Source organism: Acinetobacter bereziniae LMG 1003 = CIP 70.12 (assembly GCF_000368925.1).
Classification (GTDB): domain Bacteria; phylum Pseudomonadota; class Gammaproteobacteria; order Pseudomonadales; family Moraxellaceae; genus Acinetobacter; species Acinetobacter bereziniae.
The window spans coordinates 2,662,466-2,675,383 of sequence record NZ_KB849756.1; the positions used below are offsets into that span (position 1 = coordinate 2,662,466).

Annotated in this window: 11 protein-coding genes; 4 read left to right on the forward strand and 7 right to left on the reverse strand. The window is 39.6% G+C overall.

All coding sequences use genetic code 11. From position 1 onward, the window contains the following. Positions 1–13: 13 nt before the first annotated feature. Genes F938_RS22250 through gacA form a run of 3 tightly spaced genes read right to left on the reverse strand, consistent with a single transcriptional unit; the run spans position 14 to position 3,687 of the window. Positions 14–1,429 carry a sigma-54-dependent transcriptional regulator gene (locus F938_RS22250; protein ID WP_005035339.1) on the reverse strand — a complete coding sequence of 472 codons (1,416 nt, stop codon included), beginning with the start codon at positions 1,427–1,429 and terminating at the stop codon, positions 14–16. 17 nt (positions 1,430–1,446) lie between these two features. Further along, on the reverse strand, positions 1,447–3,015 hold the full coding sequence (locus F938_RS22255; RefSeq protein ID WP_004826317.1) for a sensor histidine kinase: 1,569 nt from the start codon (positions 3,013–3,015) through the stop codon (positions 1,447–1,449). Between the two features lie 36 nt (positions 3,016–3,051). Then, positions 3,052–3,687 carry a response regulator transcription factor GacA gene (gene gacA, locus F938_RS22260; RefSeq protein ID WP_004718392.1) on the reverse strand — a complete coding sequence of 212 codons (636 nt, stop codon included), beginning with the start codon at positions 3,685–3,687 and terminating at the stop codon, positions 3,052–3,054. 232 nt (positions 3,688–3,919) lie between these two features. Here gacA and pbpG point away from each other — a divergent pair, with 232 nt between their 5' ends. Continuing rightward, on the forward strand, positions 3,920–4,972 hold the full coding sequence (gene pbpG / locus F938_RS22265) for a D-alanyl-D-alanine endopeptidase PBP7/8 (RefSeq protein WP_004826319.1): 1,053 nt from the start codon (positions 3,920–3,922) through the stop codon (positions 4,970–4,972). A 221-nt stretch (positions 4,973–5,193) separates the two neighbouring features. On the opposite strand, the gene thrC is transcribed toward pbpG, so the two are convergent. The 4 genes from thrC to xerD form a co-directional block, all read right to left on the reverse strand. After that, complete coding sequence (gene thrC, locus F938_RS22270) at positions 5,194–6,333, reverse strand: threonine synthase (RefSeq protein ID WP_005035341.1); 1,140 nt, start codon at positions 6,331–6,333, stop codon at positions 5,194–5,196. A gap of 153 nt (positions 6,334–6,486) precedes the next feature. Next, positions 6,487–7,791 carry a homoserine dehydrogenase gene (locus F938_RS22275; protein ID WP_005035343.1) on the reverse strand — a complete coding sequence of 435 codons (1,305 nt, stop codon included), beginning with the start codon at positions 7,789–7,791 and terminating at the stop codon, positions 6,487–6,489. Positions 7,792–7,916: 125 nt separating this feature from the next. Continuing rightward, complete coding sequence (locus tag F938_RS22280) at positions 7,917–8,729, reverse strand: DsbC family protein (protein ID WP_004826328.1); 813 nt, start codon at positions 8,727–8,729, stop codon at positions 7,917–7,919. Positions 8,730–8,854: 125 nt separating this feature from the next. Continuing rightward, positions 8,855–9,772, reverse strand: coding sequence for a site-specific tyrosine recombinase XerD (xerD, locus tag F938_RS22285; RefSeq protein ID WP_005035345.1), 918 nt, complete (start codon positions 9,770–9,772; stop codon positions 8,855–8,857). A gap of 166 nt (positions 9,773–9,938) precedes the next feature. On the opposite strand from xerD, the gene F938_RS22290 reads away from it, so the two are divergent. From F938_RS22290 to F938_RS22300, 3 genes are read left to right on the forward strand one after another with little or no spacing between them, the layout of a single operon-like run. Further along, a complete protein-coding gene (locus F938_RS22290; RefSeq protein WP_010591216.1) occupies positions 9,939–10,208 on the forward strand; it encodes a FeoA family protein in 270 nt (89 codons plus the stop codon). Further along, positions 10,205–12,067: a ferrous iron transport protein B gene (gene feoB / locus F938_RS22295; RefSeq protein WP_005035349.1), complete on the forward strand. Its 1,863-nt coding sequence runs from the start codon at positions 10,205–10,207 to the stop codon at positions 12,065–12,067. The genes F938_RS22290 and feoB overlap by 4 nt, the downstream gene beginning before the upstream one ends. Positions 12,068–12,111: 44 nt before the next feature. Beyond that, positions 12,112–12,363, forward strand: coding sequence for a DUF6587 family protein (locus tag F938_RS22300; RefSeq protein WP_005035351.1), 252 nt, complete (start codon positions 12,112–12,114; stop codon positions 12,361–12,363). The last annotated feature ends 555 nt before the right edge of the window (positions 12,364–12,918 follow it).

Sequence of the window (12,918 nt, forward strand, 5' to 3'; positions counted from 1 at the left end):
ATATCAGCAGATTCTATTCATCATCAGTATCTAGACCAAACTTTTTCAAACGATAACGTAAAGATCGAAAGGTCATGCCGAGTTTTTTCGCAGCTAAGGTCCGATTCCAATGGGTTTGATTTAATGCAGATAACAAGACTTCTTTTTCAACATTTTCCAAATATTGCTCCAAGCCTTCTTTCGGAATATTCGGTGCTTTGTTTGGAAGTTCAATCGCCGTATGGTTGGTCGGAACAGACTCAAAGGATTCAATTTTGTTAATACTGCTCCGTTGTGGCGCAGGTTGGAGTTGTTGAATATCGATAGAATCCTCATCACACATCGTGATGGCTTTTTCAATAATATTGCGCAGTTCACGAACATTACCAGAATAATGTTGCTGTAAAAGAAATGCTTTTGCTGCATCTGTGAATGATTTGCTCGGAATTCGCCATTCAGTACAAATTTGTTGAATAAAATGATTGGCTAAAATCAAGATGTCACGTTCGCGATCACGTAATGGCGGGAGTGTAATATCCATGACATGGATTCTAAAAAACAAGTCATGGCGGAACTTCCCTTGTTCAACCAGAGCTTCGATATTTTGATGCGTTGCACTGATGATTCGAAAGTCAACTTCTATTTCAGTATCGCTACCCAAAGGACGGATTTTCTTTTCCTGAACAGCACGTAAAAGTTTAGCTTGCATGGCTAAAGACAATTCTGCGACTTCATCCAAGAACAATGTGCCACCATTGGCAGCCTGAACCAAGCCTTGTTTATCTTGCGTTGCGCCAGAGAAACAGCCTTTCTTATGTCCGAAAAGCTCACTTTCCATCAGTTCTTCAGAGATAGCCCCGCAGTTGATTGCAATAAATGGACTATCACTGCGGTTACTGAGTAAATGAATAAGATTCGCAACCACTTCTTTCCCTGTACCAGACTCCCCTGTAATAAAAACAGGTGCTTGTGAACGGGCAATTTTTTTAATCGATTCTCTTAATTTACGAATGATTTGCGAGTCGCCAATGAGCATGGACTCTTCAAGTGGGGCTTTAGTTACAGTTTCACTCAACTGAGGAACATGTAAAGCTTTTTGTAAAAGTTGCTGTAAATGTAGTTGATTGATTGGTTTGCTAACGAAATCAAAAGCCCCAGCTTTAAGTGATGCAATTGCGATTTCCATATTGCCATATGCTGTGAGTACAGCGATTGGCGTTTTAGGATAATGTTGCGATACATGTTTGACTAAATCTAAACCACTCCCATCAGGCAAGTTTAAATCTGTAATACAGGCATCATATTTATATTCACTAAAAAAATATTTGGCTTGCTGTAAATGATGTGCCATATGTGTTTTGATACCCATTCGCGATAGGCTCATTTGCATCAACATACATAAATCTTGTTCATCATCTACAAGTAACACCAATGGTTGTCGTGTAGTCATATCCCCAAAAACCTAATCTAATCCATGCGTGGGCATTCGATACGAAAGCATGCCCCTTGTTGTTTTTGCTCAACGTAAATTAATTTCGCTTGATTTGCTTCGCATATAGTTTGCGATAGGTACAATCCTAAACCAGTTCCATTGATTTCGGTACTAAAAAATGGCTGAAATAATTGTGAAAGGTCTTGTTTTGTGACGCCTTTCCCATAATCAATCACATCTATACAAATATGCGTGTCATTTTTAAACGCCTTGACCAAAACGTATTCCGCATTTTGATCATTATGGCGTAATGCATTACGCAATAGATTGACAAGTACTTGCCTTAATTGAGAATCATCAAAATAAATCACAAGATCTGCTTCAATTTCAGTTTGGATTTTAGCTTGAGCATCACTTAAATCGTGTAACAATAAATCTTCTAAAAATAGTGGTAAGTCGATTTGACTGGCATGGGTTTTTTTGTTTTTTGCCATATCTAAAGTATCTTTGATAATACTGTTAATACGGACAGTCTGCTTGGTAATCATTTGATGGAGTAATGCTTGCTGCTGTTCATCACTCATCAGAAAAAGATCATTTGCCTGCGCAATGGCAGCGAGTGGATTACGAATTTCATGAGCAATACTTGCTGATAATTGTCCCAATGCTGCAAGTTTAAGCTGTTGTACCTTTTGATTTATTTTTTGTGCATCTTCAAGTACAAGAAGTGTCAGCGCCTGATGTGGAACAATCAGTTTTTGTACCCGAATATCAACGGTAAATGAGGATTGCTGTGATTCAAATTGAAAACGCTCACCATCTCGAAACATCGCATCTTTTAGAATTTCATAGAGATCAGGCTGGAAATTGGATAAATGATATTGTTCATGTGCATACAGGGGTGATATTCCTAATAGTGAACATGCGGCAGGATTACTGACAATAATTTTACATTTTTCATCGAGTACCAAATAACCGACTTCGATTTGTTCTAAAATATAGCGGTTGATATTTTGTAGCTTAAAAAGCTCTAAAGATTGGTACGTATTTAAGGACTCAAGAACCTGAAAACGGTTGATTGCAATTTGCCCGATTCCGTACACCATAAAAAACAAGAAAGCCAATAAGGCACTATTACTAATATTATTTAAATTAGAAAAATCAAAATAACTGCCCAGAAATTGCTGATAGATAATGGCAATGACAGACACTAAGGTAATAAATAATGCTTTGTTTTTACTCAGTAAAAAATTTGCAGTAAAGACTGCAATCACAAATAAAATACTGATGGCTAAATTTGGACCATTCAGCGCAAATACCAAGATACTGAGGAATGGAATATCAACAATAAAAAAGCCAATAAACTGCTGTGCAACGCCATGAGGGTAAAATTTCAACAACATCATTTGCAATGCTGCAATGATGGTAAAGGTCGCAATCGAATAAAAATATAAACTTGGGTATTCGTAGTGAACAGGCTGATTTTCTAAGGTAATCAGAAAAATAATGATTAAACAAAAGGCAATAATCAGTCGATAACCTGAGTAAAGTGTGCCTAGACGGTAAATTGTTTGATAAATAGGCACAGATACCGTAGACGACATACTCACACTCAAAGGTAGATCATTGTTTTATAAGATTTATGGCTTAATTAGACCATAACGTATGGCTAGATGAGTAAGTTTGACATCACTATCGAGACCCAGTTTTTCAAAGATACGGTAACGATAAGTATTGACCGTTTTTACACTCACAAAGAGTTTGTCTGAAATTTCTTGAGCGCTGACACAATTCACCACCATCATCGCAACTTGCATTTCTCGTTCTGAAAGTGCGTCGAAGGGTGAAGTTTGGGTATCTGATAAATATGAGCTGGCAAGTTGCTCTGCAATATCTGCGCTAAAGTATTTTCCACCTTGCATGACTTTTTTGATTGCACGGACCATTTCTGTAATGGGTGCACCTTTGGTGATATAACCCCGTGCACCTGCTTTGAGTAGCAGAGACGGGTAGGGTTCTTCAGCTAAACCACTTACCGCTAAAACTTTGGTATCAGGAGCAGTTTGTAATAAACGACGGGTCGTTTCTACCCCGCCAATACCAGGCATATTGACATCTAAAAGAACGACATTAGGGTGTTGCTGCCTTACAATGGTAATGGCTTCTTCACCAGATTCTGCTTGTCCGATGACTTGAATATCAGTCTGATCTTCTAACATTCTGCAGATGCCTGTTCTTACTAATTCATGGTCATCTACCACTAAAACAGTAATCACTTACACCTCCTTAAATTTTCCAATATCAACATTTTTGTTACATAAAGCAAAAAAGACTTGCAATGACATAACAAAATTGGCAATCCTATTCCTAATATCTATTCAATATTTGCGCACAATACATTGTGATTGAAATATTCGTTTTAATATAGTCACGTTTGAGTGTAAATGTAAGTCATATTTGAGGTAATTAGCAAGTTTGTGAATACCTCCCTGAGGTGAGTAAGTTATCGTGAAAAAACCAAAAAAAACGTTAATGCATGTGCTGAGTTTGTCAGTACTACTCAGTTTGAGTTCAACAAGTTTTGCTGAAATCATCATGAATTCAGGGGGAAGCGGACAAGCGAGTGTAAGTTGGTCATCTTCCGACGCAAGCCAATTATTAAATGGCGACTCTGTTGATGATGATGGTGAAGATATTTCACCTAAAGGCTCAACTACTTTAACCACAACAATTCGTCCATCAAATGCTGCACCAACAACACTGACTAACAAGTCTGTGCAGATTTATGATACCAATAGTTATAACAGTCAACCTTCAGTTAATGCTCGTGCTGCACTCGTGATGGATGCAACAACGGGTGAAGTGCTTTACAGTAAAAATACCAATACTTCGATGCCAATCGCTTCTATTACCAAGTTAATGACTGCGGTGATTACAGCAGATGCACGTTTGAATATGTCAGAAGAGATTACACTTCAACAAATTGATTTTGCTGGAGCAGGTGGTAAGAACTCCAGCTCAACTTTAAAAGTTGGCGATAGCATGAATCGTGCTGAAATGTTGCTTGTGGCGTTGATGAAATCTGAAAATCCAGCTGCAGCAGCTTTAGCACGTACCTATCCGGGTGGGCGACAAGCATTTATTGCAGCCATGAACGCGAAAGCGCGTCAATTAGGTATGACGTCTACACGTTATGTCGAGTCTACAGGTTTAGATCCTCATAATGTGTCTTCTGCGCGTGATTTAGGCATTTTGGTGAGTGCGGCATCTCAGTATGGCTTAATTCGTCAATTCTCGACTACAGCGCATTATGATTTCAATTTAGGCTATCGTATCCTGAAGTCAAATAATACCAATGCACTGGTTCGTAATGGTGGATGGAATATCAATATTTCCAAAACAGGATATATCAATGAAGCTGGACGTTGTGTAGTGATGCACACTACGGTGAATAGTCGTCCAGCTGTTGTAGTGTTATTGGGTGCAAGTTCTTCTCAGGCACGTACCAATGACGCAACCAATTTATTGAATTGGGTGAGTAATTTACCAAAACGTATTTAAGTATTTGGGTTTCAAAAACGCTCTTCGACATGAGGAGCTTTTTTTGTCTGTTAGAAACTTAAATCAAAAAGGAATGCCTTTAAATTATATGCGCTTCATCTTAATATGAGTTTATGCTGAATAAGAATAAAACCAAAATGATGAAGTGACTCAAGTAACTGTTGATGTTGGACATAAAAAAACCAGTTGCGAACAACTGGTTTTTTAGTGCGAAGGCGTTATTACATATTTGAAAGAATTGAGTCACGAACTTGATTCAAGGTCGCATCAATCGACAACATAACAGCATCTTCACATTGTTTGATGGCAGTATCTGGATCTTTTAAGCCATTACCAGTTACAGTACAAACAATCACAGAACCTTCCGCAATTTTACCTGCTTTAATATCACGGATAGCACCACCGATTGATGCAGCCGATGCTGGTTCAACGAATACACCTTCATACATAGAAAGTAAACGTTGCGCTTCTAAGATTTCAGCATCAGTTAACTCATCAAACCAACCTTTTGAATCACGTACAACGGCTTTTGCATGATTAAAGCTTTGTGGATTACCGATACGGATTGCTGTTGCAACCGTTTCAGGATTTTCAACTGGGCCACCACGTAGGAATGGTGCAGCACCTGAAGCTTGATAGCCGACCATGATAGGGCGACCTTCAGGATTTGGACCTGTAAACTGATCTGTTTCAGCGTCATAAACCACTTGTTCAAACGCTTCAACGGGTTGGTTCGCCACTGCTTCAGTATAGCCCATCCAATGTGCAGTGATATTCCCTGCGTTTCCTACAGGTAAGCAATGGTAATCAGGTGCACGACCAAGTGCTTCTACAATTTCATAGGCAATGGTTTTTTGACCTTGCAAACGATATGGATTGATCGAGTTTACAATAGTTACAGGCGCTTTATCTGCAACTTCTTTCACTAGACGCATACCATCATCAAAGTTACCACGGATTTGCATGGTAATCGCACCGTACATCATCGCTTGAGCCATTTTACCCATGGCAATTTTGCCTTCTGGGATCAAGACAAATGCTTTGATTCCTGCACGCGCAGCATAAGCAGCAGCCGCCGCTGAGGTATTTCCTGTAGATGCACAAATAATCGCTTTAGAACCTTCTTCAACTGCTTTGGTCACAGCCATGGTCATACCGCGGTCTTTAAATGAACCCGTTGGGTTTAAACCTTCGTATTTCACATAAATTTCAACATTTTTGCCAATAAGACGTGGAATGTTGTCTAATTTAATGAGAGGCGTGTTCCCTTCATTTAAAGAGATAGCACGTGTAGTTTTCGATACGGGTAAGCGGTCACGATAGCGATCAACAAGTCCTGTATAGCGATTGGCATTAGACATGATGGTGTTCCAGTTGTATGTAGAGCAAATAAAGGTATTCTTTCGCCTCTAGCCTCTTATCAAAGAAGCTAAATTCACCATTTGGTCTGTTTGAAATGGCGAATTTATCTGCATCTTTGTTATCGATGCAGATGAGGGGAGGATTAAATCCGATTAGTTATCGAGCAATTCTAAACGAATTCGTACGATTTCGCCATGAATAGCAGGTAAGGCTTGAATTTGTGCAATCGCTTCATTCATTTTTGATTCAACGATTGGATCTGTCAAAATCACAATCGGGATTAAATCTTTTAAACGAGGTTGCTGCATAATTGCATCAATACTGATTCCTGTACGGCTTAAGATAGTGGTGACATCTGCAAGTACGCCTGTTTGGTCTTCAGCATTTAAACGCAAATAGTAACCTGTAGTCATTTCATCACTAGATAAAATAGGCAAGTCTGAAAGGGCTTCAAAAGCCAATTGTGGAATTGTACCTGAGCCATCTTCTGTATATATGATGTCACGAACAATATCGACCACATCAGCAACCACAGCAGAGGCAGTTGGACCTGCACCCGCACCCGCACCATAGTAAAGTGTTGGTCCAACAGCGTTGGCTTGTACCAATACTGCATTCTTGACGCCATTTACATTGGCGATCAATTCTTCTTCAGGAATTAATGTTGGATGAACACGCAATTCAATGCCTTTAGTTGAACGACGTGCTATGCCCAAATGTTTGATTTTATACCCAAGCTCTTCAGCATATTTAACGTCTTGTGCCGTTACTTTGGTAATTCCTTCAGTATAGACTTTGTCAAACTGTAAAGGGATACCAAATGCACATGATGCAAGAATCGTCAGTTTATGTGCCGCATCAATCCCTTCAACATCGAATGTTGGGTCAGCTTCTGCATAGCCTAGCTCTTGTGCTTCTTTGAGAACATCAGCAAAGGCACGACCTTTTTCACTCATTTCTGTGAGGATAAAGTTACCTGTTCCGTTGATGATACCTGCAAGCCATTCAATTTTATTGGCTGCCAAGCCTTCACGAATGACTTTAATAATTGGGATGCCGCCTGCAACAGCTGCCTCATAGGCAATCTGTACATGATGATCATCTGCTGCTTTAAATAACTCATTACCATGTTCAGCAAGTAAGGCTTTATTTGCAGTCACCACTTGTTTACCATGTTTGATGGCTTCCATAATGACTTCATAAGCAGGATGAATTCCGCCCATAACTTCAACCACAACGTCTACATCGGGTTGGCGAACGATCTCTAACAGATCTGCACTTTGCTTCACACTTGCTGGTAAATTTAGATCTGGACGTGGACGACGAGTGCCTACGTGGGTAATTTCAATTTCTCGACCGGTGCGACGTCTAATTTCAGCAGCGTTTTCTTGTAGTAGTTTAAGGGCTCCACCGCCTACGGTTCCTAGACCGAGTATTGCCAGACGAACTGGTTTCACGTCACACTCCAATTATGCATATAAATTATATTAAGCTTAGATCATAGCTAAAAAATGCGCCAAACTCTAGAGTCTGGCGCATCTTTATATTGAGCTATAAATAATAGTAAATTTACTGATAAAAATTATTTATTTAAACGGCTTTCGATTTCATCAGCTGTCATGTAACCGCCCAGATATTCACCATCTGCATTGTAGATTGCAGGGGTACCATTTACGCCCATTCTTAAACCTAAAGCATAAAGGTCACGGACTGGGTTTTTACATGTTGCAGGTGGAAGGGCAGTACCTGCAATGGCTTGATTGAATGCGCTATGGCGATCAGCACTACACCAAATGCTTTCCATGGTTGGAATAAACTGTTCGCCACGAGGCCAAGGGATATAGCGTATTTCAATACCTTTTGCGGTGATTTCACCAATATGTTCATGCAGTTTATGGCAATACGGGCAGCTTGCATCAGTAAACACATAAATCACATGTTTAACTTTACCTTGTGCTGGATAAACCAAGAGGTCTTTAACATTTAAATCAGCAAAGTGTTTTTTATTTTCAGCTGCTTGAAGCTTGTCACCGATACTACTGAGTTTTTCACCGCCTAAACGAATGACATCACCTTGGATTAAAAATTTACCGTCAGCAGTGGCATAGACTGAACTCATTCCTTCCATACTGATCCAATACAGATTTGGCATTTCAGTCGGTTTAGCATCCAAGATTTTAGCATTCACGCCTGCTTTCTTGAAATTGGCTTGTAGTGTTTGGATGAGGCGTTGTTTAGCGTCACGTTCAGTTAAATTTGATGCCTCACCAGTTGCGGGTGCTGTTGCAGTCAAAGTGTCATCTTTTTTTGAGTCTGGCGTTTTTGAACAAGCACTCACTGCCATCGTGCTTGCAATCAGACAAGCCAACATCAATTTTGAACGATTCAATTGCATAAATAACTCTTTTATGTTTCTTCAGCATTATTGTGTGGGGAATTAGCATAGCAAAAAAATCAAAGCCATACTTTAAAACTTGATTAAGGGATGTAAATTATCAGTATTACTTCCATTTGAAAATCTTATGCGCGTGGGTGATATTTTTCATGTAATTGCTGCATACGCACCTGTGCCACATGAGTATAAATTTGAGTGGTGGATAGATCACTATGCCCTAAAAGCATTTGCACCACACGTAAATCAGCACCATGGTTGAGTAGATGTGTTGCAAAGGCGTGGCGGAGTGTATGTGGTGATAACTCTGCTTGAATGTTTGCCTGTAAAGCATAGCGTTTGATGGCATACCAAAAGTTTTGCCGACTCATGATGCCACCATGCTGGGTTAAAAATAAGTAATCGGTTGCTGACTTATACAGCTGCGGTCTAGAGGTATTTAGGTATTGTTCAACCCATTCACAAGCAACCTCACCTAATGGGACCAATCTTTCTTTATTTCCTTTACCTGTAATTCTTAAATAACCCTGTTTTAAATTGATCAAATCGAGTCTTAAATTTAAAAGTTCTGATACACGCAATCCACAAGCATAGAGAACTTCAAACATGGCTCTGTCACGTAAGCCCAATGCTGTACTTATATCAGGTGCTTGGATCAGCGCCTCTACATCTTGCTCAGATAGATCTTTAGGCAATGCTCGTCCAAGTTTGGGAGTTTTATGCATGGCAACTGGATTATCTAAACGAATCTTTTGCTCACGTAAAAATTTAAAAAATGAACGGAGTGCTGAAAGTGAGCGTGCAATCGAGCGTGGGCTTTTACCTTGCTTGGTCAATTCTATGAGGACATCGGAAATATCGTCATGTGTCCAATCGGGTAAATAAGTATTTACACATTCACTACATTGGATTAAGTCGGATAAATAGGCATTTCTTGTATGCGGACTGACCGTTTGAGCAATTAAATAATCACGAAAACCTTGTAAAAAGCTTAAATTTTCAGGAATGGCAACTGCAGTTGGAATACGTGGTTTCTTATTTAACATGGTCTTAGCAAAGTTTAAAGCGTCTCTGTGAGATGAATGTAGACTAAAAAAATAAAGAAGTCGAATACCTAAAGTGAATGAGAATTGTAATGAACCTTACTTGGTAATTATTCTCATTTGTATGTATAATAAACTATATATCGTATTCATTTTAGGGTTAATTGCAGTGCGTTTGTCAGACTTGAAAGTAAAGCAAACTGCCATTATCTCAAAGGTCAGTCGCACCTCAGAAGATAATGTCAATCAGCCAGATTTAGTGGCAAGCCGTTTGGAAACACTAGGTTTTGTGCCTGGCACACGTGTACAAGTGATCACAAAAGGGATTTTTGGTGGTGATCCTATTTTAATTCAAATTGGTTTTACTCGATTTGCTTTACGTAAAGTGGAAGCGCAGAAAATTGAAATTCATCAGGCATTAGAAGGGGCTTCCGCATGAGCGAAACTTTACGTATTGCTTTAGTGGGAAATCCTAACTGCGGTAAAACTTCTCTTTTCAATCACCTTACTGGAACACGCCAAAAAGTTGCCAACTATGCAGGGGTGACTGTTGAACGTAAAGTTGGAGCATTTAATTTACCTTCAGGTCGCGCGGTTCGTGTTTTAGATTTACCTGGAACGTATAGCTTAAATGCAACAAGTCCAGATGAAGCCATTACCCGTGATGTGGTCTTGGGTAAAATTACAGATGAACAAGATCAACAAGCGTTTTTATGTGTGGTCGATGCGACCAACTTAAAATTGCATTTAGGTCTGGTTCTTGAAGTGATTGAACAAGGCAAACCAATTCTACTTGTATTAAACATGATGGATGAGGCTCGTCGCCGTGGTATGCAAATCAACACTCAGAAACTATCACAACGTTTAGGTATTCCTGTCGTTGAAACAGTTGCTGTGCGAAATGCTGGTATTGAAAACCTGATGGCGGCTTTGGAAGATGAGAAATTCCGTACCCCAAGCGCAGAATTGAGTGATGTGAAGCTTTCAGGTTCTAATCATGAAAAAATCGATCAAATCTTAAAGGATGTGGTGGTTTTTGTAGATCATGAAGATAAACGTACTGATTTTCTCGATAAAATTTTCCTGCATCCTGTTTTAGGGCTTCTAAGCCTTGCACTCATGATGTTTGTCGTGTTCCAAGCCGTTTTTGCTTGGGCTGCACCATTTATGGATGGAATTGAAGAATTCTTTGCTTGGTTTGGTGAGTGGATTGGACAATTTATTTCACAGCCATTGCTTAATAGTTTGGTGGTTGATGGTGTGATCGCGGGGGCAGGTAGTGTGGTGGTTTTCTTGCCACAGATTCTGATTTTATTCTTCTTTATTTTGGTCTTAGAAGAATCTGGGTATTTGCCACGTGCTGCGTTTCTGCTGGATAAATTGATGTTTAAAGCTGGCTTAAGTGGTCGAGCTTTTATCCCATTATTATCAAGTTTTGCTTGTGCTGTACCAGGTATTATGGCGACACGAAGTATCAGTGATCCGCGAGATCGTTTGGTTACGATATTGGTTGCACCACTGATGACATGCTCGGCACGTTTACCTGTATATGCTTTGTTAATTGCAGCATTTATTCCGGAAAAAATGGTTTGGGGCTTTCTGAACCTACAAGGCTTGGTGCTGTTTGGTCTGTATATGGCAGGCATTGTCAGTGCACTGATTGTTGCAACTGTACTGAAATTTTTCCAAAAGGATAAATCTCAACATGCGTTATTGATGGAATTACCAAGTTATCGTATTCCTGATATAAAAAGCGTTTGGATTGGGTTATTAGACCGTGCCAAGATTTTCTTAAAGCGTGTGGGTGGAATTATCTTCGCTTTGTCGATCTTGTTATGGTTCTTGTGTACTTTCCCTCAACCGCCTGAAGGCGCAACTTTACCTGCGATTGACTATTCATTTGCAGGGATGCTGGGGCATGTCATGCAACCGATCTTTGCACCATTAGGTTTTAACTGGCAGATTTGTATTGCCTTAATTCCAGCGATGGCTGCACGTGAAGTTGTTGTTGCTGCATTGGGTACGGTTTACGCATTGTCAGCAGCAGATGATGATGCTGTTGCTCAAGGTCTATCTCATTTGATCAGCCAAGGTGACTTGAGCTGGACAGTGGCAACAGGTTTATCATTACTGGTGTGGTTTATCTATGCACCTCATTGTTTGGCGACATTGGCAACAGTAAGACGTGAAACAGGTTCGTGGAAAACTGTGGCAGGTATGACCATATATTTATTTGGTCTAGCATATCTTATGGCATTCCTGACTTATCAAATTGCATCACGCTATTTTGGTCTATAAGGTGAATTAAAAAACCTTAAACCTTTGAGCTAAAGGAGTTCGAGATGATTGAATCATTGATTGTTGCGGTATTGGTGATATGGAGTGCGATCTTTGTGTTTAAGAAAGTATTTCCTAAGTCGGCATATTCGGTATTTTCTAAACTGTCTCAATTCTTTCAAGCGAGAGGTTGGACGCGTTTAGCACAATGGACTCAGCCTGCAATGGTGAGTGGTTGTGGTGGTGGGTGCGGTTGTAGTACCAATGAACCTGATACTTCTAAAAAATCAGAAGTGCAAGCAGTTAAATGGAAATAACTTAATCTGCATGTGCTTTTGAACCATTTCAAAGTTTAAGAGTCATTTTGTCGAAACAAAGAAGCCATTTTCAATTGAGAATGGCTTTTTTTATTGGTCTTATCTTGACCTGAGTTTGATGTAATTAAATCTTCTACTCATTGAAAAATAATAAATCTCTATGGAGTCTTGCTGCGTTTTCATCCAATTTTAGGATGAGGAGCGGAGCTCCGCAAGCGCAACCATCAATAGCGTTTCATTTCTCTTGATCAATAAAATGAAAGCGATCAATAGATTGTTTGATGATCTAGAGCTTGCACTGCCACGCTTTAGTGCTAAAGTTTAGGCGATGCCTCACTTTTCAGAGATGAAAAGTGACAAAAATCTTTCGTTGAGCGAGAGGTACATCCTTATACCCCCGCTCAACATGGCGACATCCATGTCGCCTCACGATCGCAAGACCATCGATGATTCAAAAATACAAAATAAATGAATCATCCAAATCACTTGTATGAATAATCAGGCGTTTTGGATGTATCATCTTTCATCAAGGATTTTTATCGAACTCAGGTTATC